Genomic DNA, 25,863 nt, shown 5'->3' on the forward strand with positions numbered 1-25,863 from the left:
GCTCGCCCACCGGACGCGGCGCTTCCCCGGCATGGCGCACCCCGCTGCGATAGACCATGGCCACGCCCGCCAGCAGCACCACCAGCACCACGGCGCTGCCGATCAGGGCCATGGGCATGGGGCGGCGCTCGCTGGGCCGGCGGGGGTCGAACGCCAGCGGCGTGTCGGTCTGGGGCGTATAGGCGCCGCGGTCGTAGTCGGCCATGACGTTTACTCCGGAAGGCGAACGACACGGCGGGGACCGAATCGCAAGACTCGCACAAATCTACCTCTTCCCCGTCGTTCCGCCGAGCGGCGGTCACGCGGGATCGACTGTAATCCGATCCGAGCCCCGGATGGTTAAGCTCGCGTTAATGCCAGCTCTCGAGATTGAATAAACGTCGGTGTTCCTCGATGGCGAACCGATCCGTCATGCCCGCGATATAGTCGCACACCACCCGCGCGCGCCTGCTTTGGTCGTCGACCCTGGCCCGCTCGTACCAGGCGGCGGGCATGACGTCGGGCTCCTCCATGTAGAGGCCGAACAGGTTGCGCAGCATGCGCCGCGCCGCGCTGCGGGTGCGATTGACCCGATAGTGGCGATACATCCGCTCATAGAGGAAGGCGCGCAGTCGGTTGAGGTCCTCCAGCATGTCTGCGGAGAAGCCCACCAGCGGGGCTTTCATGGCGCGAACGTCGTCGGCGGTGGCGACCCCGGCGGCCTTGGCGCGGGCGCGGGTCTCGGCGATCACGTCGCCCACCATGACCCCGATCATCCGCCGCACCGACTCCAGGCGCAGCATCCGCAGCTCGATATCGGGATAGTCGGTCTGGACCGAACGGATGCTCGGCCCGATCAGCGGGATCTCCAGCAGGTCGTCGATGCCGAACAGTCCCGCCTGCAGCCCGTCGTCCACGTCGTGGTTGTTATAGGCGATGTCGTCGGCCAGCGCCGCTACCTGCGCCTCGGCCGAGGCGTAGGTGGACAGACCGAGCGGAAACTCGCGGTCGAACTGCACGATGGCGCGATAGGCCGGCTCGCCCAGGTGGCCGGTGATCGGGCCATTGTGCTTGACCACGCCCTCCAGCATCTCCCAGCACAGGTTCAGCCCCTCGAAGTCAGGATAGCGGCGCTCCAAGCGGGTGACGACGCGGAAGGTCTGCACGTTGTGGTCGAAACCGCCGTAAGCCTTCATGCAATCGCGCAACTGGTCCTCGCCGGCATGGGCGAAGGGCGGATGGCCGAGATCGTGAGCCAGCGCCACGCCCTCGGCCAGGTCGTCGTCCAGCCCCAGGGCGTGGGCGATGGAGCGGGCGATCTGGGCGACCTCCAGGCTATGGGTGAGGCGGGTGCGGTAGTGGTCGCCCTCGTGGGCGACGAACACCTGGGTCTTTTCCTTCAGCCGGCGGAAGGCCGAGCAGTGGATCACCCGGTCCCGGTCGCGCGCGAACGGCGTGCGGGTAGCGCTTTCGCCCTCGGGATATCGGCGGCCGTGCGAGGCCCGGGGATCGGCGGCGTAGCTGGCCGGCGCGGGGGGCGTGTAGGTACCGGCGGGGGGCAAACAGCTCTCCTGGAGGGACGGCGTGAAAGACAATACGGCCACGGTCTTTCGCCGGGGCCCTTGTGCGCTCATATATCGGCTTGCACGACCCCGCCCAATCTTTGAGTCCGCAAACAGCCATGGCCGCCGCTCCCATCACCCTCTCCCTCGCCGCCGCCCGCCGCATCCAGGAGATCGGGGCGGCCGAGGGCAAGCCGCTGATGCTGCGCGTGGCGGTCGAGGGCGGCGGCTGTTCGGGCTTCCAGTACCTGTTCGACCTGGTGGAGAGCGGCGAAAGCGACGACCTGCGCGTGGAGCGCGACGGCGCCTCGGCCCTGGTGGACGACGTCTCGGTCCCCTTCCTGGCCGGATCGGAGATCGACTTCGTGCAGGAGTTGGCCGCCGCCGAGTTCCGCGTGCGCAATCCGAACGCCAAGTCGAGCTGCGGTTGCGGCGTCAGCTTCTCGATCTGATTTCGATTTCCGCCCTCGCCGGCTCGCGCTAACTGAAGTCATGCGCATCGCCACCTGGAACGTGAACTCGGTCAACGCCCGCCTGGAGCTGCTGCTTCGCTGGCTGGAAGAGAGCCAGCCGGACGTCGTCTGCCTTCAGGAGCTGAAGTGCGTCGACGAGAAGTTCCCTTCCGAACCGGTCGAGGCGCTCGGCTACAACATCCTGGTGCACGGCCAGAAGAGCTACAACGGCGTGGCCCTGCTCTCGAAATATCCGATGGAGGAAGTCCGGCGCGGCCTGCCCGACGGGGACGAGGACACCCATTCCCGCTATCTGGAGGCGATCGTCGAAGCGCCCTCCCCGATCCGCATCGCCTCCATCTATCTGCCCAACGGCAATCCGATCGGTACCGAGAAGTTCAACTACAAGCTGGCCTGGATGGAGCGCCTGCGCGCCCACGCCGCCGGTCTGCTGGCGCTGGAGGAGGCCGTGGTTCTGGCCGGCGACTTCAACGTCATCCCCACCCCGCTCGACTGCGACAAGCCCTCGAACTGGGTCGACGACGCCCTGTTCCAGCCCGAGAGCCGCGCCGCGCACCGGGCGATCGTCAACCTCGGCTACACCGACGCGCACTTGGCGGTGGGCGCGGAGCCGCACGCCTACACCTACTGGGACTATTTCCGCGACGCCTTCGAGAACGACCGGGGCATTCGCATCGACCACCTGCTGCTCTCGCCCCAGGCCGCCGACCGGCTGGAGGCCAGCGAGGTCCAACGCCACGTCCGCGGCTGGGAACGGCCGTCGGACCATACGCCCGTGATGGCGACGCTGGCGGACTAATAGACGCGCCCCGGCGCCTGCGTGCTTCGAGACGCGGCACACGCCGCTCCTCGGCATGACGAAGGTTTCTGCAATCCCCCCCAAGGCCCGTCATCCTGAGGAGCCCCACAGCGGCGTCTCGAAGGACGCAGAGCCGCTGAGCGACCTCATGGCGAATCCTAGGGACCTCTTCAACAAAAACGCCGCCGCTGGATTGCTCCAACGGCGGCGTCTTCAATTCGAGCAGGTGAGCGAAGCGGCCGAAGCCGCCCCGCCCAAACCCCTATTGGAGAATCTTGGCCACGACGCCGGCGCCGACGGTACGGCCACCTTCACGGATAGCGAAGCGCAGCTTCTCTTCCATGGCGATCGGGGTGATCAGTTCGACTTCAAGCTCGGCGTTGTCGCCGGGCATGATCATTTCCACGCCCTCCTTCAACTTCACGATCCCGGTCACGTCCGTGGTGCGGAAGTAGAACTGGGGACGGTAGTTGGTGAAGAACGGCGTATGGCGACCGCCTTCTTCCTTGGTGAGGATATAGGCTTCGGCCATGAACTTGGTGTGCGGCGTGATGGAGCCCGGCTTGCACAGCACTTGGCCGCGCTCGACGTCTTCACGCTTGGTGCCGCGCAGCAGGATGCCGACGTTGTCGCCGGCTTGGCCCTGGTCGAGCAGCTTGCGGAACATCTCGACGCCGGTGCAGGTGGTTTTCTGCACAGGACGGATGCCCACGATCTCGACTTCTTCGCCAACCTTGACGATGCCGCGCTCGATACGGCCGGTCACCACGGTGCCACGGCCCGAGATGGAGAACACGTCTTCCACCGGCATCAGGAAGGGCAGGTCGACCGGACGTTCCGGCTGCGGGATGTATTCGTCGACGGTCTTCATCAGCGCAATGACGGCGTTCTCGCCGATTTCCGGGTTGCGGTTTTCGACCGCAGCCAGGGCGGAACCCTTGGTGATCGGGATATCGTCACCGGGGAAATCGTAGGACGACAGCAGCTCGCGCAGTTCCATTTCGACGAGCTCGAGCAGCTCCTCGTCATCGACCATGTCGACCTTGTTCAGGAACACCACCAGGGCCGGCACGCCGACCTGACGGGCGAGCAGGATGTGCTCGCGGGTCTGGGGCATGGGGCCATCGGCGGCCGAACAGACCAGGATAGCGCCGTCCATCTGGGCCGCGCCGGTGATCATGTTCTTCACGTAGTCGGCGTGACCGGGGCAATCCACGTGAGCGTAGTGCCGGTTCGCGGTCTCGTATTCGACGTGAGCCGTATTGATGGTGATGCCGCGGGCCTTTTCTTCCGGCGCCGCGTCGATTTCGTCGTAGCGCTTCGCCGTAGCTCCGCCGGACTTGGCAAGGGTCATGGTGATCGCGGCAGTCAAAGTCGTCTTGCCGTGGTCAACGTGACCGATGGTGCCGATGTTGCAGTGCGGCTTATTGCGGTTGAATTTTTCCTTGGCCATTTCTCTAGCTCCAGCCCCAAAGACCTATCGTCGGGGCGTAAAAGGTCTTCGGGATATTAGGCGTACTTCTTGATCACTTCGTCGGCCACCGCTTGCGGCACCGGCTCGTAGTGATCGTATTGCATCGAATACTGCGCCCGTCCTTGGGAGAACGAACGAAGTGAGCTGATATAGCCGAACATGTTGGCGAGCGGAACAAAAGCCGTCACCACCTGTGCGTTGCCTCGGGTCTCGGTGCCCTGAATCTGCCCACGACGGGAGTTCAGGTCGCCGATCACGTCGCCCATGTACTCGTCGGGCGTGAGGACTTCCACCTTCATGATGGGTTCGAGCAGCTTGGGCGAAGCCTTCTCGCGCAATTCGCGGAAGGCCGCGCGGGCCGCGATCTCGAACGCCAGCACGCTGGAGTCGACGTCGTGGTAGGCGCCGTCATACAGGGTCGCCTTGAAGTCGATCACCGGGAAGCCGGCGAGCAGACCGTTGTCCTTGGAGGAGTCGAGCCCCTTCTGAACGCCAGGAACGAATTCCTTGGGAACCGACCCGCCGACCACGGTGGATTCGAACACGAAGCCCGAACCTTCCTCGCCCGGCTCGAAGATGATCTTCACGCGGGCGAATTGGCCGGTGCCGCCGGTCTGCTTCTTGTGGGTGTAGTCGATGTCCGCCTTGCGGCCGAGGCTTTCGCGATAGGCCACCTGGGGCGCGCCGATGTTGGCGTCCACCTTGTAGGTCCGGCGCAGGATGTCGACCTTGATGTCCAAGTGCAGCTCGCCCATGCCCTTCATGATCGTCTGGCCCGACTCCGGGTCGGTATAGACGGTGAAGGAAGGGTCCTCGGCGACCATCTTGCCGAGCGCCACGCCCAGCTTTTCCTGGTCGGCCTTCGACTTCGGCTCGATCGACTGCTCGATCACCGGCGCCGGGAAGTTCATCTTCTCCAGGATGACCGGGCTCTTGCTCGGATCGCACAGGGTGTCCCCGGTGCGGGTGTCCTTCAGGCCGGCCAGGGCGACGATGTCGCCGGCGAAGGCTTCCTTGATGTCCTCGCGATTGTTGGAGTGCATCAGCAGCATGCGGCCGACGCGCTCGCGCTTGTCGCGGGTGGAATTGAGCAGGCCCATGCCGGTCTCGAGCTTGCCCGAGTAGATACGGCAGAAGGTCAGCGAGCCCACGAAGGGATCGTCCATGATCTTGAAGGCCAGAACCGATAGGGGCTCGTCATCGGACGCCCGGCGCACGACTTCCTCTTCGGTCTTGTAGTCGATGCCCTTGGTCGGGGGGATATCCACCGGCGAGGGCAGATAGTCGACGACCGCGTCGAGCAGGGGCTGCACGCCCTTGTTCTTGAACGCCGAGCCGCACAGGATCGGGAAGAAGGTGCCGGCCAGGACCGCCTTGCGCAGGCACTTCTTCAGCACTTCCTCGGAAGGCTGATCGCCGTTGAGATAGGCTTCCATCGCCTCGTCGTCGAGTTCGACGGCGTTCTCGACCATATAATGGCGAGCCGCCTTGGCCTCTTCGACCATGTCGGCGGGGATTTCCTCGTCGTGGTAGTTGGCGCCCAGGCCGTCGTTCTCCCAAACGACCGCCTTCATGCGGACGAGGTCGATGAGGCCCTTCAGGGTGGTTTCGGAACCGATCGGCAGCTGGATCGGAATCGCCTTCACGCCCAGGCGCTCGCGGATGGATTCGACGCACTTTTGGAAATCGGCGCCGATCTTGTCCATCTTGTTGACGAACACGATGCGCGGGACGTCGTAGCGGTCGGCCTGGCGCCAGACGGTTTCAGTCTGGGGCTCCACGCCCTGGTTGCCGTCGAGCACGGCCACCGCGCCGTCGAGGACGCGCAGCGAACGTTCCACCTCGATGGTGAAGTCCACGTGGCCGGGGGTGTCGATGATGTTGAGGCGCTTGCCGTTCCAGAACGCGGTGGTGGCGGCGGAGGTGATGGTGATCCCCCGCTCCTGCTCCTGTTCCATCCAGTCCATGGTGGCGGCGCCGTCATGGACTTCGCCAATCTTATGGCTCTTGCCGGTGTAGTACAGGATCCGCTCTGTCGTCGTGGTCTTGCCCGCGTCGATGTGGGCCATGATCCCGAAGTTGCGGTAGTCCTCGATAGCGTGGATGCGGGGCATGGGAAACGGCTCTTCGGTCGGACGGCTTAAGCGACTTGGGATTTGGTCAAGGATGCGTCGCGGGCGGTTTAGCGCAAACCACCCGCGACGTCATGCCGGTATATAGGAATTACCAGCGGTAATGCGAGAAAGCCCGGTTGGCCTCGGCCATCTTGTGGGTGTCTTCGCGCTTCTTCACCGCGGAACCCCGGTTGTTGGACGCGTCCAACAGCTCGGCGGCCAGCTTTTCGGTCATGGTGTTCTCGCCACGATTGCGCGCGGCGTTGACCAGCCAGCGGATGGCCAGGGCGCGACGACGCTCGGGACGCACTTCCACGGGCACCTGGTAGGTGGCGCCGCCGACCCGGCGGGAGCGGACTTCCACGGCCGGAGCCACGTTGTCCAGCGCGGTGTGGAACACCGTCAGGTTGTCGATATCGCGACGGCGGGTGCTGATCAGGTCGAACGCACCGTAGACGATGTTTTCGGCCACGGCCTTCTTACCTTCGTACATGACGTAGTTCATGAACTTGGTGACGACCAGATCGCCGAACTTGGGATCAGGGAGAACTTCGCGCTTATCTGCGCGGCGACGACGGGACATTTCTCAGTGTTCCTTACTTCGGACGCTTGGCGCCGTAGAGCGAGCGGCGCTGCTTGCGGTTCTTCACGCCCTGGGTGTCGAGCACCCCGCGCAGGATGTGGTAACGCACGCCCGGAAGGTCCTTCACGCGGCCCCCGCGGATCAGCACCACGGAGTGCTCCTGCAGGTTGTGGCCTTCGCCCGGAATGTAGCAAACCGCCTCGATGCCCGAGGTCAGGCGCACCTTGGCGACCTTACGAAGCGCCGAGTTCGGCTTCTTCGGGGTGGTGGTGTAGACGCGGGTGCAGACGCCGCGACGCTGAGGCGAGCCCTTCAGCGCGGGGACGGTGTTGCGCTTGACGCGCGCGGTGCGCGGCTTGCGGATGAGCTGGTTGACTGTAGGCATACGCTCTTATCGTTCTCGTCTGTGATGGAGGGCTGTACCTTTCGGCCGGACGCCCTCGCGCCTCTTCTTGGTCGCGCCCTCCAGATGATGAGGCCACGCCCGGTTGGGTCCGATTCCAAGCCCGCCGGAAACGAAGCCCTATCGAAAACGCGATAGGCCGGGACGCGCGCTGTGGGCGTTCCGGCGGGCGCTCAGGCCCAGCTATGTCCCCGAGCCGCACAGCGTGAGCCGCACAGCCTCGAAACAGAGGCGCGTCTGTACCTTCTGTCGCCGTCCCCGTCAACAACGCGCTGTCATCCCGGCCAAAGCGGAGATCCGGGACGACAGCTGTTGGTCATCCACCCGTCAGGGCTGCAGATACTTGTCGAACCAGGAGATTTCCCGCTGGCGCAGATCCTTCAGGTCCGCCGGATCGTGGATGGCGTGCCCCTGCCCCGCATAGACCACCAGCGAGGTCGGGACGCCGACCGCCTTCAGGCCATGCCAGAACTCGAAGCTCTGCGGCGCGGGGCATTCCACGTCGCGCTCGCCGACATAGATCAAGGTCGGGGTCGTCGCGTTCCTGATCGAGGAGATCGGCGACAGCTTCTCGTAGATCGCGGGGTCGTCGTAGGCGGACGCGCCGAAGAACGGGATCATCCACTGGTCGATGCCGTTCTCGCCGTAATAGCTGATCCAGTTGGCGAGCCCGGCGCCCGCCACCGCCGCATGGAAGCGGTGGGAGTGGGTCACGGTCCACATGGTCATGAAGCCGCCGTAGCTGTGGCCGAACACGCCGAGCCGCTTGTCGTCCACCGGGGCCATCTTCTCCACCGCGTCCACCCCCGCCAGCACGTCGCGCAGGTCGCCGCCGCCGAAGTCGCGCACGTTGGCGCGGGTGAAGGCCTCGCCCTGGCCGTAGCTGCCGCGCGGATTGGGCTGGAAGATGTAGTAGCCGCGCGCGATCAGATCGGGAATCGGGCCGCGGGTGGCGCCGCTAGTGTGGGCCGGGATGTAGTCCGGCGTGGTCGCGGCGCTTGGACCGCCATGCACCAGCACGATCATGGGATGGAGCTTGCCGGGCTCGGACGGCGTGGTGGGGCCGAGCAACCAGCCCTGCACGTCCGCCCCGTCGCTGCGCCAATGCACGCTTTGCGCCTTCACCTGGGGCATGAGGGCGTCGTTGTCGTGGGTGATCGGCTCGAGCGCCGCGACCGCACCGCCGACGATCTGGGCGGCATGTTCGAAATCCTGCTCCGAAGCCGCCGCGATCCGTCCATCCGCCGAAAGGGCGACACGGCCGTCGCCGGCGCTCAAGGTAGTAGGGCTGGAGCGCAGCAGGGCCACGCCATGGGCGGCCGGGTCCAGACGCGCCAACGCCATGTGGTCCCCGACCAACGCGGTGGCGTAGAGCCCGTCGCGCCGCTGGATCAGCGAGGTGAACGTCCCCGCATAGCCTGGCGTCACGTCGGTGGGCGCGCCGCCCGCCAGCGGTACGGTGTAGACGTCTCCGCCGACCGAGCCGAAATCGCTCATCAGGCCGCCGATGAAGGCGACCGTGCGCCCGTCCGGCGACACCTTGGGCGCGTTCATCTGCATCTTTGGCGCGGCGACGACCCGCGTGGAGCCGGTAGCCAGGTCGACCGCCTCCAGCTTGGCCACCCACCAGTTGTTGTCGCCGTTGCCCTTGGCGGCGGTGGCGACGAAACCACGGCCGTCCGGCGTCCAGTCGTATTCGTAAATGAAGGTGTCGGCCGGGGAGACGTAGCGTAGCGAACCGCCCTTGACGGGGAGGACGGCGATGCGTTGTTCGTCCTCGGTCTCGACCGCATCGATCTCGCCGACCCGCGCCGCGCCGGCCTCCACCGCGCCGGTCTGCTTATGGGCGCCGGCGATGGCCAGCAGCGCCAAGGTGGAGCCGTCCGGCGACCAGCGGGGCGTCTGGGCCACGCCGTCGATCTGCGCCAGGGTGGCGACCTTACCGCCGACCAGCACATCCAAGGCGGCGCTATGGATTTTCGAATCGCTGGCGACGAAGGCCAGGCCGCCGCCATCCGGGGACCAGGCCAGACCGGTGTAGCGGCAGGTCGGACATGGATCGTAGGTGGCGATCAGGGCGCCGCCCTTGACCGCGCGCACCACGATGTGGCCGTGCGGCTGCTCGCGAACATCGGCGAACGGCTCGATCGTATCGACATAGGCCACCTTGTCGCCCGAGGGGGAAAGGGCGACGGCGCCATAGGCGTGTACACCCTCTGTCGCCTGTGGCGGCGCGGCGCTGGCTGGCCCTGCGACGGCGAGGACAACGGCCAAGGCCGCGAATCCGGTCGATTTCAAAATTTGACCCCCTACATGAGGAGGCTACTGAAGCCGTCCCGGCGGCGCGGATCAAGCGTCCGATTCGAAGGTTACGCTGCAAGACGGCGTGAATCGCGCGACGGGCATGAAGAAGGAGAGGCTCTATCCGCGACGCTCGGCGAAATCGCAGCCGCAGGACATCGATCGCCATCGTGGTGTCGACCGTCCTGCACGTCGCGCTGTTCGCCTTTCTGGCGCGGATGTCGCCGGCGGTGCTGCGCACGCCGTCCTATGGGCCTCAGCCCGATATCCAGCTGTCGCTTGCGCCCATCGAAGAACCCATCGCGCCCTCGCCGGTCCCCCTGACCGCGCCCCAGCATGCTCAATCTCCGGCGCACGAAGCTTCACATCGCGATTCGACGGTGGCCCTGAGGCCTAGGGCCGTCCTTTCGGCTCCGACCCACGCGATCCCGGCGCCGCCTCGCCCCGTCGCCCGCACAATTCCCCGTCCCGTTCCGCCCACGCTTCAAACGCAGCCGGCTCCCGCCATGGCCTCGATCCCGGCGGCGGGGACGCGCGCCGGTTCGAATGCGGGCGTCGGTGGGGGCGGCGCCGGCGGTGGTCATGGCGGCGCGGGCCCGCTACCGGGCGATGAGGCGCGAGACGGCGTGCGCGACTTCCTGCGCGCCACGGTCGGCTGCTCCCACGAGGAGTATCTTCACCTCAACACCTTGGAGCGCGCCGCCTGCGACCGTCGCGTCGGTCGCGACGCACGCGCCGTCGCCAACCTGAAGGTCGATGCGCTCCCCTCGGGCAAGCGGGCCTATTACGACGCGGTGCAGCAGGCCTATCAGCAGATGCACGATCCCCGCACGCCGGTAGACACCAGCCCCGGCGGCGCAAGCTGGACGGGCCAGGCCGGTCACGGGATCGGCTTCGGGTGCAAGTACGGCAATTGCGGCGTGATCGCGCCGCAGGGCGCGGGGACGGAAGAGTCGGGAATTCCCAGACCCTAAGCCGCTAGAGGCTTCCGGTCGCCCTAACCCTTCACCCGCTCCACCGTCTCCACCGCCGGACAGGCACGCAGGGCGGCGGCGATGTGGGTCAGGTGCTTGGCGCCGGTGACGTCGATGTCGAAATCCACGTCGAAGAAGTCCGACTGCCGGTGATGCATACGCAGGTTGGCGATATTGCCGCCCGCCTCGCCGATCAGGGTGCAGACCGTCCCCAGCACGCCCGGCGCATTGCGCACCGTGGCCGACAGCCGCGCCCGCGAGACGGTGTCGCGCTCGGCCTCCGGCGTCCAATGCAGGTCGCGCCAGACGTCGTCCTGGTCCTCGTACTCGGCCAGGCGCGGGCAATCGATCGTATGCACCGCCAAGCCGCCGCCGTGCGGCTGCAGAATGCCGACGATGCGATCTCCCGGCAGTGGGCTGCAGCAGTTGGCGAAGTGCAGCGACACGCCGGGCGTCAGACCACCGCCCTGGATGTAAAGCCGTCCGACGTGGCCGTCCTCGATGCGGACGCGGGCGACGGCTGCAGCCCGTTCGCTTTCCTTGAGGCCTGGGAACACCGTCTCAAGAACCTGGACGGGGGATATCTCGCCCCGGCCCGTCTGGGCGAACAGCTCCTCCTCGTTGGCGAAGGCGAAACGATCCAGCGCCGGACGCAACGACACCCCGGCCCGATCTCGGCCCGCACGCGCGAAGACCTGGTCGATAGCGGTGCGGCCTAGGCGCACGAACTCCTCGCGCTCGCTCAGGCGGATATGGCGGCGGATGGCCGAACGGGCGCGGCCGGTGACGGTCAGCGAACGCCAGTCGGGCGGTGCGGTGGGCTTGGGTCCGCGGATCACCTCCACCACATCGCCGTTCTGCAAGACGGTGCGCAGGGGCCGAAGCTCCCCGTTGATCTTCACCCCGACCGTGGTGTCGCCCACATCGGTGTGGACGGCGTAGGCGAAGTCCAGCGGCATTGCGCCGTTGGGCAGGCTGATCAGCTGGCCCTTGGGGGTGAACACGAACACCTGGTCCAGATACATCTCGAGCTTGGCGTGCTCGACCATCTCCTCGGCGTCGCCGCCGTGCTCCATCAGTTGGACCAGATGGCGCAGGTTGATCAGGGGATCGCGGCCGCCGTCGGCGCCGGCCGCCTGGGCGTCGAAGCCGTACGATTTGCCCTTGTAGCGCCAGTGGGCCGCCACCCCCTCCTCCGCCACCCGGTCCATCGCCTCGGTGCGGATCTGCAGCTCGATACGCATGCCGCGCGGCCCGACGATGGTGGTGTGCAGCGAGCGGTAGTTGTTGCGCTTGGGGGTGGAGATGTAGTCCTTGAACCGCTCCGGGACCATCGGCCAGGCGCGATGGATCACGCCGAGCGCCCGGTAGCAGTCGTCCTCCTCCGGCACGATCACCCGGAAGGCGTAGATGTCGGACAGCTGGGAGAAGGCGACCGACTTGCGCTGCAGCTTGCGCCAGATCGAATAGGCCTGCTTCTGACGACCGTGGACGCGCGCGTTGACGCCGACGGCCTCGAGCCGAGAGGTGATCTCGCCCGAAACCACCGCCACCGCCGGCCCCTGCTGCACCCGCAACACCTCCAGCCGGCGCAGGATGGCGTCACGGGCGGTGGGGTTCAGATACTGGAAGGACAGTTCCTCCAGCTCCGCGCAGATGCGGTGCATGCCGATGGAGCGGGCCAGCGGCGCATAGATGTCCAAGGTCTCGCGGGCGATGCGCTCACGCTTCTCCGGCTTCTTGATGAAGTGGAGGGTGCGCATGTTGTGCAGCCGGTCGGCCAGCTTCACCACCAGCACCCGCACGTCGCGCGAGATAGCCATGATGAACTTGCGCAGGTTCTCGGCCTGGCGCGCGTGTTCGGACTGCAGTTCGAGGCGGGAGAGTTTGGTGACGCCCTCGACCAGGCCGGCCACCTCCTCGCCGAACTTCTCGGCGATGTCGGCGCGGGTGGCCACGGTGTCTTCGATGACGTCGTGCAGCAGGGCCGAGACGATGGCGGCGGTGTCCATCCGGTATTCGGTCAGGATGCCCGCCACCTCGATCGGGTGAGCGAAATAGGGGTCGCCGGAGGCCCGGAGCTGGGACCCGTGCATCCGCATCGCGTAGACGTAAGCCCGGTTAAGCACCGCCTCGTCGGCTGTGGGATCGTAGCTCTTGACCCGCTCGATCAGCTCGTACTGGCGGAGATATTTAAGCCGCGGGCGCGCAGGCGCATCCGGCGTAGGCGCCTCTACCCGAACATCGCCGGATTGAGGCGCAGGCTGAACGTCGGACGAAGAAGTTTGGGAGGCGGACGGGAGAGGGTCCCGAACCGCCTCGGGATGGGCTAGACTGATCCCCTCGGGGGTCAGTAGCGATCCTCCTGGCCGCCGTCCCGGTCGCTCTGCAGCGCACGGACGAGCTCCTGCTCGCTCATGTGCATGTGCTGGGGATCGGCGAGCAGGGCCAGGGTCTCGGCCTCTTCCTCAGCTTCAGTGCGCTCGTCCACCCGCTGCAGGGTGGAGATCAGGTTCTCGCGCAGCAGAGTGGCGTCGACAGCGTCCTCGGCGATCTCGCGCAGGGCGACGACGGGGTTCTTGTCATTGTCCCGATCGACCGTCAGCTCGGTGCCGGTGGACAACGCGCGAGCGCGATGCGAGGCCAACAGAACGAGGCTGAAGCGGTTCGGAACTCTTTCGACGCAGTCCTCGACCGTAACGCGGGCCATGATTCGTCCTTCAACTTCGGAGTAATAGGCCAGATAAGCGGAAGCGCCCGCATTTGCAATGCATCGACCCTCAGTCCGGCAAAGGTCTTGCGTCGCACCCGACGCTCGCACTGGCTGCGAGCACTGCGGCGGTGCGTCCATTCAGGGGGTGCGTCCAACCCGGCGCGATCTCGGCGAGCGGGCCCATCACGAACAATCGCTCCGCCGCGCGGGGGTGCGGGAGGATGAGCGACTGCGCCCTCACCTGCCGGCCATAGGCGATCAGATCGAGATCCAAGGTGCGCGGCGCGTTTGGCCGGCCGCGGACCCGTTCGAAGCGCGCCTCCAGTGCGTGGAGGGTCTCAAGCACCGCTTCCGGCTCCAGGGTCGTCTCGACAAGCGCAACGGCGTTGATGTAGTCAGGTTCCGCGGGGTCGGGCCATGCGGCCGAACCCCAGAACGACGAACGCCGGACCACGCTAAGACCAGATTTTTGAAATTGATCCAATGCGGCGCACAGGATGTCGCTCGGAGCGCTAGGCAATACGGACAGATTGCTACCCAGCGCTATGATCACGGCCAAATCGTAATTATCCAAATTCAAATATTCCTCCGGTTTTGAAAGATTCATTCTTAGATGACGTTCTACCCCACCGATCGGATCGCGCTTTTCATTGATGGCGCAAATTTATACTCCGCGACCAAGTCGTTGAATTTCGACATAGATTATAAAAAACTGCTCGAAGAATTTCGCAAGCGCGGCGTCCTGCTCCGGGCCTATTATTACACCGCGCTGGTCGAGGATCAGGATTACTCCCCGATCCGCCCGCTGGTGGATTGGTTGGACTACAACGGCTTCACGGTCGTGACCAAGCCGGTCAAACGCTACACCGAGCAGAGCACCGGGATCGTGCGCGCCAAGGGCAACATGGATATCGAGATCGCGGTGGACGTGATGGAGAGTGCGGCGCACCTCGATCATGTGGTGCTGTTCTCGGGCGATGGCGATTTCCGTCGGGTCGTGGAATCGGTGCAGCGTCGGGGCGTGCGCGTGACAGTGGTGTCCACCGTCAAATCGCAGCCGCCGATGGCCTCGGACGAACTGCGGCGACAGGCCGATTCGTTCGTTGAGCTTGCCGACCTGGCCAACTTGATCGGTCGGCCGCGCACCTCGGCGGTCCCACGCTTCCTGCAGGAAGGCGCGGGCGAACGCACGCGACCGGAGCGGACGGGCGCCTATGGGGACGACGAGGACTGAGCCGATGCCCGGCCCCCCACCCAATGCCGAACCGCCGCGCGATTGTCCGCTCTGCCCTCGGCTCGTCGCCTATCGCGGGGAAAACCGCACCGACCATCCCGACTGGTTCAACGGCCCGGCCCCCTCGTTCGGCGATCCGGCGGCGCGCCTCGCGATCGTGGGACTGGCGCCGGGACGCCAGGGCGCCAACCGCACCGGCCGACCGTTCACCGGGGACTACGCGGGGGTGTTGCTCTACCAGACGCTGACCAAGTTCGGGTTCGCGCGCGGAACCTATGACGCGCGTCCCGACGACGGATTCGAACTGGTGGACTGCATGGTGACCAATGCGGTGCGCTGCGCGCCACCCGGCAACAAGCCCCTGCCGCTGGAAGAGGCCACATGCCGGCCATTCCTGACCGCGCGGCTCGATCAGCTCCCCAAGCTGCAGGTGATCGTCGCACTCGGCGATGTGGCGCGGCGCAACGTTTTCAAAGCCTTGGGCCAGAAACTTCCAGCGGGTACAGCGGGTCACGGCGCGCGCTTCGAGGTCGGCCCCTACGTGCTGCTCTCCAGCTATCACTGCTCGCGGCTCAACACGAACACCGGGCGGCTGACCCCTGCGATGTTCCACGACGTGTTTCGAAAGGTGCGCGCGCACCTGGGCGAACATGCCGCTTAGGACTTCGGTAACCTTGGCGGATAATTTTCACCGTCCCAAGACGAGGCCAGTTTCCCGTACCGCCATGCCCCGCCTGCCGACCAGACATTCCCTACGACGCGTGAATTCGCGGTGCGTGAATTCACGATGAGCGATCCCGCGCGAACGCCGCCCAAGGGACGGGCCGCCCTCACCTTCATCTTCATCACCGTGCTGCTCGACATCATGGCGCTTGGCATGGTGACGCCGGTGCTGCCGAGCCTGGTGACCGAACTGCTGGCCGGATCGCACCTCAGCGCCAAGCTGCTCCACCACGCGGACCTGCTCAGCCGCCTGCCCGGCCAGACGGTGTCGATGGCGGCGGTGATCTACGGCCTGTTCAACACCGTGTTCGCCCTGATGCAGTTCTTCTTTTCGCCGGTGATCGGCTCGCTGTCCGACCGGTTCGGGCGACGGCCCCTGATCCTGGCCTCCAACATCGGTCTGGGCCTGAACTATGCGCTGATGGCCTGGGCGCCGACCTTGCAGTGGCTGTTCGTCGGGCGGGTGATCTCGGGCATCACCGGGGCCAGCTTCGGCACCGCCAGCGCCTATATCGCCGACACCACTGAGCCCGATAAGCGCGCCGCCGCCTTTGGGGTGATCGCCGCCGCCTTCGGGGCCGGCTTCGTGCTCGGCCCGGCGCTCGGCGGGATGCTGGGCGAATACGGGGCTCGCGTCCCCTTCGTGCTGGCGGCCTGCCTCAGCCTCGCCAACGCCGCCTACGGCTTCTGGGTGCTGCCGGAATCGCTGCCCCGCCATTTGCGCAGCGGCTTCAGCTGGAAGCGGGCCAATCCGATCGGGGCGCTGATCCTGCTGCGCCGCCACCCCGAGCTGACCGGCCTGGCCTCGGTAGCCTTCCTCAGCAACCTGGCCCAGGTGGGCATACCCTCGACGCTGGTGCTTTACGCGCTGCACCGCTACGGCTGGAGGACAGGGCGCGTCGGCCTGACCCTGGCGGTGACCGGGATCGCCCTGATCCTGGTCCAAGTGTTCGCCCTCGGACGGATCGTGCAGGCCATTGGCAATCGATGGACCTTGGTGGTCGGACTGATGTTCGGCGCTTGCGGGATGCTGATCGCGGGCATCGCGCCCAACCAATGGGTGTTCTGGGCCGGCATACCGGTGATCGCGCTATGGGGCATATCGGGCGTCGCCAACCAAACCATCATGACCCGCCATGTCGAGGCCGCCGAGCAGGGCCAGCTGCAGGGCGCCAATTCCAGCCTGACGGGGATTTCCGAACTGATCGGCCCGTCGATCTTCACCCTGACCTTCGCCTATTTCGTCACGCCGGGACACAGCATCACCGAGGCCGGCGCGCCCTTCCTGCTGGCGGCGGCGATCCTGGCCGGAAGCGCGGTCTGGGCCTGGCATGTCACCCGTGGCGAGCGGGAACCGGAAGACGAGGCGGAATAGGCTTCAGCCCTTGTCGCGCATCAGCCGGGCCTTGTCGCGCTGCCAGTCGCGGTCGGCCTGGGCCTCGCGCTTGTCATGCGCCTTCTTGCCCTTGGCCACCGCCAGCTCCAGCTTGGCCAGTCCCTTCTCGTTCCAATAGAGCCGCATCGGGATGATGGTGCGGCCGTCGCGGTTGACCGCCCCGATCAGCCGGTTGATCTGCTTGCGATGCAACAACAGCTTCCGCGGGCGCCGAGGCTCGTGGTTGAAGCGGCTGGCGGCGGGGTATTCGGGAATATAGGAGTTGATGAGCACGATCTCGCGCCCCTCCACCGCCGCATAGGCTTCGGCCACGTTGGCGCGGCCCAGGCGCAGGGACTTCACCTCCGAGCCGGTCAGCGACAGTCCCGCTTCCAGGCTCTCCTCGATGAAATAGTCGTATCGCGCGCGGCGGTTCTCCGCGATCAGCTTTTGAGCCTGTGGTTCGGCGGTCACGAGAGCGGGACCTCGATGCCGGCTGCGTGCAGGGCGTCCAGGATGGCGGGCTTCACCGCGTCGGCGCAGGGAACCAACGGCAAACGCACCTCTTCCCCGCACAGGCCGAGCTTGGCGAGCGCGAACTTGGTCGGCGAGGGCGAGGCGTCGAGGAACAGCGCCTTGTGCAGCCGGATCAGCTTGTCCTGCCAGACCAGGGCGCCGGCGAAATCGCCGGCGAGGGCCGCCTCCACCATCTTGGCGCAGGACCCGGGCATGACGTTGGAGGTCACCGAGATGCAGCCATGCCCACCGTGGGCGATGTAGCCAAGTGCTGTGGGATCGTCGCCCGACAGCATGACGAAGTCCTCGCCGCACATCAGCCGCATCAAGCTGGCGCGCGCGAGGTCGCCGGTGGCGTCCTTGACACCAACAATATTCGGCAGCTTGGCCAGCCGGGCCAAGGTCTCGTTGGAGATGTCCCCCGCCGTTCGGCTCGGCACGTTGTAGACCAGGATCGGCAGCTCCACGGCGTCGTTGAGCGCTGCATAGTGGCGATACAGCCCTTCCTGGCTGGGCCGGTTGTAATAGGGCGTGACCACCAGGGCCCCGTGGGCGCCGACCGCCTTGGCGTGACGCATCAGGTCGATGGCCTCGGCGGTGGCGTTGGAGCCGCAACCGGCGATCACCGGGACACGACCGGCCGCTTCTTCGATGCACAGCTCGACCACGCGCTTGTGCTCGGCGTGGCTCAAGGTCGCGGTCTCGCCGGTGGTGCCGACCGGCACCAGGCCGTGCACGCCCCGCTCGATCTGGCGCTTCACAAGGGATCTGAACGCCGCCTCGTCCACGGCGCCGTCGCGGAAAGGGGTGACCAGGGCGGTGAGGACGCCCCTGAACAATGGCTGTGGCATGAAAGGGACCAATTTCCGCGCTTTGGCGATCTGTAGCGGGCGCAGAGCGCGCCCGTTCCGACACAGTTAAGGGTATGACAATTTCACTCGTAGAATATCCGCCCCTAACGCTTGCCCGCAACAGCGGTCTCGCGCATGGCTGGGTTCGCGGTCGTGTTTAGGAGCAAAGCCATGACGGCTGGCGTGTCCTCGCCCCCGGATCGTACGCCCCAAGGCCGCATGATCGTGCGGTTGCGGGTTCTGGCCGCCGTATTGCTGGCGGGGGTGTGCACCGGCGCCGTCGCGCAGACCTCGCCGGACGTCGTCCCCGGAACTGCGCCCGCGCTTCCCTATTCGCCGGTCGTCGGGGCCACGCCCTATGTCGCCCTGTCCAGCAGCCTGTCCGAGCAGGACGCCGTCACCCTGCGCTCCGCCCTACAGGCGGCTCGCGCCGGCGACGTTACACGCGCGACGGCCCTGCGCAGCGGCCTGGCCAACCCAACCGCCCAAAAACTGGTCACCTGGGCCATGGTGGATTCGGCGGGATCGGAACTCGACTACTACACCCTGGTCAGCGCCATGCGCGACCTGGAGGGATTTCCTCGCCCGGCCCGCCTTCGTGCGGCGTTGGAGAAGGCCCTGGCCACCACCGCCCTGCCGCCCCAACAGGTGATCGACCTGTTCCAGGGCCGCGATCCGGAAACCGGCCAAGGGACGATCGCGCTGGCCTCCGCCTATCAGTCGGCGGGCCGGCAGGCCGACGCCCAGGCCCTGATCAAGCACGCTTGGCGCAACCACGCGTTCGACGCCGATAGCCAGTCGGCCATGCTTGGGCGATTCGGGATCTTTCTGACGCCCGACGACCACGCCGCCCGGCTGGAGATGCTGCTCTACAGCCCGGCCGGTCCCGAGGTGCATCAGCTCCTGCCCCTGGTCTCGACGGACCAGCAGGCCCTGGCCCAGGCGCGCATCGCCTTCCATACCGAGCGCAGCGACGCGTCCCTGCTGTTCAGCCAGCTGCCCCTGACGCTGCAGAACAGCCCGGATCTGGCCTTCGACCGCGCCCACTATTTCCGCAAGCACAACCTCGAGGCCCTGGCCGCCGGCCTGGTGCGCGACTTCCCGACCGCCACGCCGGAACAGCCGGAGGTGACCAAGGAGATCTGGAAGGAACGGCGCGCGCTGATGTACGCCGCGCTGCAGAGCCAGGACTACAAAGGCGCCTATGCGGCGGCGGCCGACGCTGGACTGCAACCGGGCCAGGACGCGGCCGAGGCCCAGTTCTTCGCCGGCTGGATCGCCCTGACCAAGCTCAAGAACGCCGATCTGGCCGAACAGCACTTCGTCAAGCTGCAGGCCGGGGTCACCACCCCGATCAGCCTCGCGCGCGGCTATTACTGGCGCGGCCGGGCGGCGGAGGCCAAGGGCGATGTGGTGGATGCGCGCCTGCTATGGTCCGACGGCGCCAAGTACGGCACCGTCTTCTACGGCCAGCTCTCGGCCGCCAAGATCGGCCAGACGTCGCTGAACCTGGGGGTCGACCCCGTCGCCACCGCCGCCGATCGCGCCCGCTTCGAGGCGCGCGGCGTGGTCAAGGCGTTGCGCATGGTCGGCGACGCCGGCGACCGGCCGCTGATGGCCGCCTTCGCCATGGCCACGGAAGAGGACATCGACACCCCCGCCGAACTGGGCCTGCTGGTCGACCTGGTGCGCATGTACGGCGATCAATCCCTGTCGATGCGGGTGGTGAGATCGGCCGCCTCGCGGGGAATCGTGCTGCCCGAGCGCGGCTATCCGGTGCGCATGGCGCCGATGGGCTACGGCCTGCCGGAGCCGGCCTTCATCTTCGCCATCACCCGCCAGGAAAGCAGCTTCGACCCCTACGCCCACTCCGGCGTCGGCGCGCGGGGCATGATGCAGCTGATGCCCTCGACCGCCTCGGTGGTCGCGCGGCGTGCGGGGATCGACTATTCGCCCTCGCGCCTGGACGACGCCGACTACAACATGAAGCTGGGCGCGACCTTCCTCGGCCAGCTGACCGACGAGTTCAGCGGCTCCTATGTGCTGGCGACGGCGGCCTACAACGCCGGGCCGGGCCGACCGCCCCAATGGATCACCTCCTGTGGCGACCCGCGCAACGGCGGCACGGACGCCGCCGACTTCATCGAGTGCATCCCTTTCTCCGAGACCCGCGACTACGTCATGCGGGTGATGGAGGCGACGCAGGTCTACCGCGCCCGCCTGCACGGCGGCTCCGCCCCGCTGACCATCGCCACCGACCTGAAGCGCGGCGGCTGGAGCGCAACGGCGCCGACAGGCTACACGCCGACGCCCCATCCGGTCCTCCCCGGCTATGCGGGAAGCGCCGGCGCTTCCATGGCGCCAACCACCCCGTCAGCGCCGATGGACGGCAACCTGATGCGCTGAGCGGCCTAGCCGCCGATAGCCCGCACATAGACGGCCGGATCGACGTTGCCGCCGGACGCGATCACCACCGCCACGCCGCCGTCCAGCTTCACCCGCCCGCAAAGCAGGGCCGCCAGGGCGGTGGCCCCGCCCGGCTCGATCACCAGCTTCAGGTGACGGAAGGCGAAGGCCATGGCCGCCAGGGCCTCCGCATCGCTCACGGCCACCCCACCCGACAGGCGGCGTCCGTTGATGGCAAAGGTGATCTCGCCCGGTGTCGAGGCCAGCAAGGCGTCGCAAAGGCTGCGGCCGCCGGCGGCGTTCTCGACCCGCTCGCCCGCCTTGAGGCTGCGGGCATGGTCGTCGAAACCTTCCGGCTCGACGCTGTAGAGCCGCGTCTGCGGCGACAGCGCCTCGAACGCCAGTCCAATCCCCGCCAACAGGCCACCGCCTGAGACCGGGCACAGCAGCACGTCGGCGCGAGCGCCAGCGGCCTCGAGCTGCCGCGCGGCCTCCAGCCCCGCGGTGCCCTGGCCGGCGATGATGAAGGGGTCGTCGTAGGACGGGACAACCACCGCGCCGCGCTCCCCGGCGATCCGCTCGGCGATGGCTTCGCGACTCTCGGTGAAGCGGTCGTAGAACACCACCTCGGCCCCGAGCGCGCGGGTGGACTCCACCTTGATCACCGGCGCATCGGACGGCATCACGATCACCGCCGGACAGCCGACCAGCCCCGCCGCCGCCGCCACGCCCTGGGCGTGATTGCCCGAAGAGAACGCCACCATCCCGTGCTTGCGCTCGGCGTCCGTGAGCCGGCTGAGGCGATTGTAGGCGCCGCGGAATTTGAACGAGCCGGTGCGCTGCAGCACCTCGGCCTTGACGAACACCCGCCCGCCCACCGCCGCGTCGAGCGCTTCGGAACGGATCAGCGGGGTCAGCACCGCATGGCCTTTCAGGCGGGCGGCGGCGTCTTCCACATCGGCGAAGGTGGGGGCTTGGATCGTGCTCATGTTTTCCCCGTCGCATAACGTCCGGCCACACGTCCAGACTCCGTCGCGGGTAGCGCCCGCCCGCATTGGGCGCTAGAGCGCGCGGGTGAGCAATATCCTCGCCCTCCCCGCGCCCAAGCTGGCGCCCGAACCCATCGTCCTGCGCACCGAGCCCTGGGCCGACTACGCCCTGCTCGACAGCGGCGACGGCCGCAAGCTGGAGCGCTATGGGCAGACCACGGTGGTCCGCCCCGAGCCGCAATGCCTGTGGAAGCCGCGCCTACCGCCCGAACGCTGGGACACCGCCGACGCGATCTTCGACCCCGCCGACGAGGAGGACGCTGGCCGCTGGCGGATGAACCGCAAGCTGGACGAGAGCTGGCCGCTGTCCTGGGGCGAGGCGCGCTTCCAGGCGCGCCTGACCAGCTTCCGCCACCTGGCCTTCTTCCCCGAGCAGGCCGCCAACTGGGCCTGGCTCGACCAGAGGGTCCGCACCTTAGATAATCAGCCCAAGGTGCTGAACCTGTTCGGTTATACCGGCGTGGCCAGCCTGGTCTGCGCGGCGGCCGGGGCGGCGGTGACCCATGTGGACGCCTCCAAGAAATCGGTCGGCTGGGCGCGCGACAACGCCGCCCTTTCCGGCTTGGCGGATCGGCCCGTGCGCTGGATCTGCGAGGACGCGCGTCGCTATGTGCAGCGCGAGGTCAATCGCGGCTCCAAATATCAGGGGATCATCCTCGACCCGCCCAAGTACGGGCGTGGTCCGACCGGCGAGGTCTGGCGGCTGTTCGAGGACCTGCCGGAACTGGCGCGCCTGTGCGCCGCCCTGCTGTCCGACGACGCGGACTTCCTGCTGCTGAACGGCTATGCGGCGCGCATCTCCGGCCTATCGCTGGCGCACCTGCTGGCCGAGGCGCTGGGCCCACGTGGCGGGGAACTGGATTGGGGCGAACTGGCTCTGTGCGAAGATGGCCACCCAGCGGAGCGGCGCGAGATCGGCCTGTCCTTCTTCGCCCGCTGGCGGCGGAGCTGAGCGTGGGCGACGACCGCCGCATCACCTCGCTGGCCAACCCCCTGGTCAAGCTCGCCCGCAGCCTGCACCTGCGCAAGGACCGCGAGGCCAGCGGCCTGTTCCTGGCGGAGGGCCTGAAGATTGTCACCGAGGCGGTGGACCTTGGCCATCGACCCAAGGCGTTGATGCACGGTCCCGACGCCGACCATCCGGTGTTCCGCCGGGTCGCCGCCGCCACCCGCGAGGCCGGCGGCGAGGTGGTCGAGGTCACTCGCGACGTGCTGGAGAAGGTCTCGCGCCGCGACAATCCCCAGACCGTGGTGGCGGTGTTCGAGCAGATGTTCCGCTCGCTCGAAACGCTGGACCCCGCGCAGGCCAGTTGCTGGGTGGCGCTGCAGGCGGTGCGCGATCCGGGCAATCTGGGGACCATCGTGCGCACGGCGGATGCGGCGGGCTGCGGCGGGGTGATCCTGGTCGGCGACTGCTGCGATCCGTTCTCGGTTGAGGCGGTGCGCGCGACCATGGGCTCCATCTTCGCCACCCCGATCTTTCGGGCCAGCGTGCCGGAGTTCCTGGCGTGGCGCGCGCGCTGGCCGGGCTCGGTGGTCGGCACCCTGCTCACCGCCACGACCGATTACCGCGCGGCGGATTATCAGCGCCCGAGCCTGATCCTGATGGGCAACGAACAGGCGGGGCTCCCGCCGGAACTGGCCCAGGCCTGCGACGTGGCGGTGAAGATCCCGATGCGCGGCCGGGCCGACAGCCTGAACCTGTCGGTGGCGACGGGGATCATGATCTACGCCGCGACGGGGTGAGCGGCTTTAGACCGCGCTCGTAGGTGTATTGGCCGTCGGTCTTCCCCTCACGTTCCGCGCGGCTTGGCGCGCGTCGTGGGGGGCGCGGACAAGGGATCTTCCGGCCAGGGATGGCGTGGATAGCGCCCTCGCATATCGGCGCGCACCGCCTTCCACGATCCCTGCCAGAACCCCGGCAGGTCGCGCGTGACCTGGACCGGCCGGCGCGCGGGCGACAACAGGGCCAGGGTGAGCGGCGTGCGGCTGCGGCCGATGGTGGGGTGCTCGGCCAGGCCGAACAACTCCTGCACCCGCACCTCCACCCGAGGGCCGCCTTCCGCCCCATAGTCGATCGCGGCCCCCGTCCCGGTCGGGGCGACGAAGCGCTCGGGCGCTTCCACGTCCAGCCGGCGCTGCAGGTCGTAGGGGATCAGGCCCCGTACCGCTGCATCCAGCTCGGCGGGTGGGGCCTGGGCGAGCGTATTGCGTCCCTCCAGCACCGGTCCCAGCCATTGATCGAGCGTCGCCAACAGGCCCGCGTCGCTCAGGTCCGGCCAGACCTCGCCTTCGCCTGCCCGCACGAAACCGACCCGCGCGCGTAGACGCTGGACCGTCTCTCCCCACGGCAGGCTCTCCAGACCGACGTTGCGGACATGGCCGATCAGAGCGTCGCGAAGCACGTCGGCGGCAGGACGCTCGATCCGCCGGGTCTCCAGCTTCAAGGCGCCGAGCCGTCTGGTGCGGCGGACCGCGACGCGACCGCCGGCGTCCACCTCGACGTCCGTCGTGGTCTCGATCTGGTCGGAGAAGGCTTCCTCGATCTCTTCCAGGCTGAGCGGGACGGCCAGCAGCACGCGGTCACGGCGATCGCCTCCGCCAAGCTCGCCGACCGCCAACCAAGGCTCGCGCGCCAGCCGGTCGGTGGGATCGAGGCGTACGCCCCGCCCGCTCGCCAGGGCGAACTCACCCGGCGCGCCGCGCGCCTGGGCGATGCGCTCGGGATAGGCCAAGGCCAGCAGCAGGCCGTCGCCGGTGTCTTGCCGCGCAACCTCGCCGCCCTGCGCTAACCGGGTCCAGCGCTCGACCAGGGCGTTTGCGTCGCGGGTGCGTGGGCTGCGGTCGGCGGCGAAGCGTTGCAGCTTTTCGGTCAGGTCCGTCCCGTCGCCGCCCAGGCCGCGCTCGCTCAGCACCGCCGCGATCCGCGCCGCGCGCGGGCCGACGCCCCGACGCGTTCCTTCGATCACCAGGTGCGCCAGCCTCGGCGGCAGCGGCAAGCGCGCGAGGCGGCGCCCGTGGACGGTCAGGTCGCCGCTGACGTCCAGCGCACCCAGGCGACCCAACAGGGCTCGCGCTTCGGCGAAGGCTCCTGCCGGCGGCGAATCGAGCAGGGCCAGGTTCGCCGCATCCCTCGCCCCCCAGGTGGCCAGGTCGAGCGCGAAACCGGACAGGTCGCTGTCCAGGATTTCCGGACGGCCGAACGGGACCAGGGCGCGGGTCTCCGCCTCGTCCCACAGGCGGTAGCAGACGCCGGGCTCGGTGCGCCCCGCCCGGCCCCGCCGCTGGTCGGCCGCCGCGCGGCTCACCCGCACGGTCTGCAGCCGGGTCAGCCCGCTCGACGGATCATAGCGCGGGACCCGCGACAGGCCGGCGTCGATCACCACCCGCACGCCCTCGATGGTCAGGCTGGTCTCGGCGATGGAGGTGGCCAGCACCACCTTGCGCTTGCCGGGCGGCGAAGGCGCGATGGCGCGGTCCTGCACCTCGGGGGCCAGGGCGCCGTAGAGCGGCGTCACCGCGATGTCGTCCCGCCCGCCCAGCCGCTCGTTCAGCAGGGTCTCCGTGCGCCGGATCTCGGCTGCACCCGGCAGGAATACCAGGATCGAGCCGGTTTCCTCGCCAAGCGCCGCGCGGACCGCGCGCGCCGCCTGATCCTCCACGCGCATCGCAGGATCGCGGCCGAGATAGCGCGTCTCCACCGCATGGGCGCGACCCTGGCTCTCGATGATCGGGGCGTCGTCCAGCAGGGCCGATATGCGCGCGCCGTCGAGCGTCGCCGACATGATCAGCAGCTTGAGGTCGTCCCGCAGCACCGCCTGGGCGTCGCGCGCCAGGGCCAGCCCCAGATCGGCGTCGAGGCTGCGCTCGTGGAACTCGTCGAACAGGACCGCGGCCACGCCTTCCAGCGCCGGGTCGTCGAGGATCATCCGGGTGAACACCCCCTCGGTGACCACCTCGATGCGGGTGTCGCGCGACACCCGCGACTGCATCCGCACGCGATAGCCCACGGTGCGGCCGACCTCCTCGCCGAGCGTCGCAGCCATCCGTGTCGCCGCCGCCCTGGCCGCCAACCGCCGGGGCTCAAGCACGATCAGCTTGCCGCCCCGGACCCAGGGCTCGCCGATCAGGGCCAGGGGAACGCGGGTGGTCTTGCCGGCGCCGGGCGGCGCCACCAGCACCGCGGCCTCGCGCCGGGCGAGCGCCTGGCGGAGCGGGTCGAGGACATCTTCGATCGGGAGCATGATTTTTGCGCTAAGCGAGCATCGAGGGCAGCGCAATGCCGCATCCCGTTGCGCGCATGGAATAGCCTGTCTAACCTCGGACGAATACAT

The 25,863-nt window shown here is 67.7% G+C and carries 22 protein-coding genes and 1 pseudogene; 9 read left to right on the forward strand and 14 right to left on the reverse strand.

All coding sequences use genetic code 11. The annotated features are described in order from the left end of the window. Positions 1-205 (reverse strand): annotated as a pseudogene (locus GSQ87_RS08360) (SPOR domain-containing protein); the annotation flags it as partial. Positions 206-350: 145 nt separating this feature from the next. Further along, positions 351-1,541: a deoxyguanosinetriphosphate triphosphohydrolase gene (locus GSQ87_RS08365; RefSeq protein ID WP_254062826.1), complete on the reverse strand. Its 1,191-nt coding sequence runs from the start codon at positions 1,539-1,541 to the stop codon at positions 351-353. A 119-nt stretch (positions 1,542-1,660) separates the two neighbouring features. Here GSQ87_RS08365 and GSQ87_RS08370 point away from each other — a divergent pair, with 119 nt between their 5' ends. Continuing rightward, the gene (locus GSQ87_RS08370) at positions 1,661-1,993 is read left to right on the forward strand and encodes an iron-sulfur cluster assembly accessory protein (protein ID WP_158915040.1); all 333 of its coding nucleotides are present in this window, start codon (positions 1,661-1,663) and stop codon (positions 1,991-1,993) included. Positions 1,994-2,033: 40 nt separating this feature from the next. After that, positions 2,034-2,813, forward strand: coding sequence for an exodeoxyribonuclease III (gene xth, locus GSQ87_RS08375; protein WP_158915041.1), 780 nt, complete (start codon positions 2,034-2,036; stop codon positions 2,811-2,813). Between the two features lie 262 nt (positions 2,814-3,075). On the opposite strand, the gene tuf is transcribed toward xth, so the two are convergent. The 5 genes from tuf to GSQ87_RS08400 all read right to left on the reverse strand — a co-directional run bounded on the left by tuf (position 3,076) and on the right by GSQ87_RS08400 (position 9,661). Next, complete coding sequence (gene tuf, locus GSQ87_RS08380; protein ID WP_158915042.1) at positions 3,076-4,266, reverse strand: elongation factor Tu; 1,191 nt, start codon at positions 4,264-4,266, stop codon at positions 3,076-3,078. A gap of 56 nt (positions 4,267-4,322) precedes the next feature. Beyond that, positions 4,323-6,401 (reverse strand): elongation factor G, encoded by a 2,079-nt coding sequence (gene fusA, locus GSQ87_RS08385; protein WP_158915043.1) that lies wholly within the window; start codon positions 6,399-6,401, stop codon positions 4,323-4,325. A gap of 109 nt (positions 6,402-6,510) precedes the next feature. Beyond that, positions 6,511-6,984, reverse strand: coding sequence for a 30S ribosomal protein S7 (rpsG, locus tag GSQ87_RS08390; RefSeq protein ID WP_158915044.1), 474 nt, complete (start codon positions 6,982-6,984; stop codon positions 6,511-6,513). Positions 6,985-6,997: 13 nt separating this feature from the next. After that, complete coding sequence (gene rpsL, locus GSQ87_RS08395) at positions 6,998-7,369, reverse strand: 30S ribosomal protein S12 (RefSeq protein WP_158915045.1); 372 nt, start codon at positions 7,367-7,369, stop codon at positions 6,998-7,000. A gap of 345 nt (positions 7,370-7,714) precedes the next feature. After that, on the reverse strand, positions 7,715-9,661 hold the full coding sequence (locus GSQ87_RS08400) for a S9 family peptidase (protein ID WP_216839136.1): 1,947 nt from the start codon (positions 9,659-9,661) through the stop codon (positions 7,715-7,717). Between the two features lie 197 nt (positions 9,662-9,858). Here GSQ87_RS08400 and GSQ87_RS08405 point away from each other — a divergent pair, with 197 nt between their 5' ends. Then, positions 9,859-10,662: a hypothetical protein gene (locus GSQ87_RS08405; RefSeq protein ID WP_158915047.1), complete on the forward strand. Its 804-nt coding sequence runs from the start codon at positions 9,859-9,861 to the stop codon at positions 10,660-10,662. A gap of 23 nt (positions 10,663-10,685) precedes the next feature. On the opposite strand, the gene GSQ87_RS08410 is transcribed toward GSQ87_RS08405, so the two are convergent. The 3 genes from GSQ87_RS08410 to folK form a co-directional block, all read right to left on the reverse strand. Continuing rightward, the gene (locus GSQ87_RS08410) at positions 10,686-12,764 is read right to left on the reverse strand and encodes a RelA/SpoT family protein (RefSeq protein ID WP_254063122.1); all 2,079 of its coding nucleotides are present in this window, start codon (positions 12,762-12,764) and stop codon (positions 10,686-10,688) included. A 248-nt stretch (positions 12,765-13,012) separates the two neighbouring features. Next, a complete protein-coding gene (gene rpoZ / locus GSQ87_RS08415) occupies positions 13,013-13,372 on the reverse strand; it encodes a DNA-directed RNA polymerase subunit omega (protein ID WP_158915048.1) in 360 nt (119 codons plus the stop codon). 70 nt (positions 13,373-13,442) lie between these two features. Next, a complete protein-coding gene (gene folK, locus GSQ87_RS08420) occupies positions 13,443-13,982 on the reverse strand; it encodes a 2-amino-4-hydroxy-6-hydroxymethyldihydropteridine diphosphokinase (protein WP_158915049.1) in 540 nt (179 codons plus the stop codon). Positions 13,983-13,988: 6 nt separating this feature from the next. Here folK and GSQ87_RS08425 point away from each other — a divergent pair, with 6 nt between their 5' ends. From GSQ87_RS08425 to GSQ87_RS08435, 3 genes are all read left to right on the forward strand, one after another. Beyond that, positions 13,989-14,609, forward strand: a complete 621-nt coding sequence (locus GSQ87_RS08425; RefSeq protein ID WP_158915050.1) for an NYN domain-containing protein — start codon at positions 13,989-13,991, stop codon at positions 14,607-14,609. 4 nt (positions 14,610-14,613) lie between these two features. Beyond that, the gene (locus GSQ87_RS08430; protein WP_254062827.1) at positions 14,614-15,270 is read left to right on the forward strand and encodes a uracil-DNA glycosylase; all 657 of its coding nucleotides are present in this window, start codon (positions 14,614-14,616) and stop codon (positions 15,268-15,270) included. A 126-nt stretch (positions 15,271-15,396) separates the two neighbouring features. Continuing rightward, entirely contained in the window at positions 15,397-16,707 is a 1,311-nt protein-coding gene (locus GSQ87_RS08435) for a TCR/Tet family MFS transporter (RefSeq protein ID WP_158915052.1), read from the forward strand. A 3-nt stretch (positions 16,708-16,710) separates the two neighbouring features. On the opposite strand, the gene smpB is transcribed toward GSQ87_RS08435, so the two are convergent. Both smpB and dapA read right to left on the reverse strand, forming a co-directional pair. After that, positions 16,711-17,181: an SsrA-binding protein SmpB gene (gene smpB, locus GSQ87_RS08440; protein WP_158915053.1), complete on the reverse strand. Its 471-nt coding sequence runs from the start codon at positions 17,179-17,181 to the stop codon at positions 16,711-16,713. Beyond that, positions 17,178-18,074 carry a 4-hydroxy-tetrahydrodipicolinate synthase gene (dapA, locus tag GSQ87_RS08445; protein WP_158915054.1) on the reverse strand — a complete coding sequence of 299 codons (897 nt, stop codon included), beginning with the start codon at positions 18,072-18,074 and terminating at the stop codon, positions 17,178-17,180. Before dapA ends, smpB begins: the two co-directional genes overlap by 4 nt. Positions 18,075-18,245: 171 nt before the next feature. Here dapA and GSQ87_RS08450 point away from each other — a divergent pair, with 171 nt between their 5' ends. Next, positions 18,246-20,480, forward strand: coding sequence for a lytic transglycosylase domain-containing protein (locus GSQ87_RS08450; protein ID WP_254062828.1), 2,235 nt, complete (start codon positions 18,246-18,248; stop codon positions 20,478-20,480). 5 nt (positions 20,481-20,485) lie between these two features. On the opposite strand, the gene GSQ87_RS08455 is transcribed toward GSQ87_RS08450, so the two are convergent. Beyond that, a complete protein-coding gene (locus GSQ87_RS08455) occupies positions 20,486-21,469 on the reverse strand; it encodes a threonine/serine dehydratase (RefSeq protein ID WP_158915055.1) in 984 nt (327 codons plus the stop codon). 85 nt (positions 21,470-21,554) lie between these two features. Between GSQ87_RS08455 and GSQ87_RS08460 the strand changes: the two genes are divergently transcribed. Beyond that, the gene (locus GSQ87_RS08460; protein ID WP_371416661.1) at positions 21,555-22,481 is read left to right on the forward strand and encodes a class I SAM-dependent methyltransferase; all 927 of its coding nucleotides are present in this window, start codon (positions 21,555-21,557) and stop codon (positions 22,479-22,481) included. A gap of 2 nt (positions 22,482-22,483) precedes the next feature. Next, entirely contained in the window at positions 22,484-23,275 is a 792-nt protein-coding gene (locus tag GSQ87_RS08465) for an RNA methyltransferase (protein WP_216839138.1), read from the forward strand. Positions 23,276-23,322: 47 nt separating this feature from the next. Here GSQ87_RS08465 and hrpB read toward each other — a convergent pair whose 3' ends face one another. Further along, positions 23,323-25,773, reverse strand: coding sequence for an ATP-dependent helicase HrpB (hrpB, locus tag GSQ87_RS08470; protein ID WP_158915056.1), 2,451 nt, complete (start codon positions 25,771-25,773; stop codon positions 23,323-23,325). Positions 25,774-25,863 lie beyond the last annotated feature (90 nt).

This window comes from Caulobacter sp. S45 (assembly GCF_009765965.1).
GTDB lineage: Bacteria > Pseudomonadota > Alphaproteobacteria > Caulobacterales > Caulobacteraceae > CAHJWH01.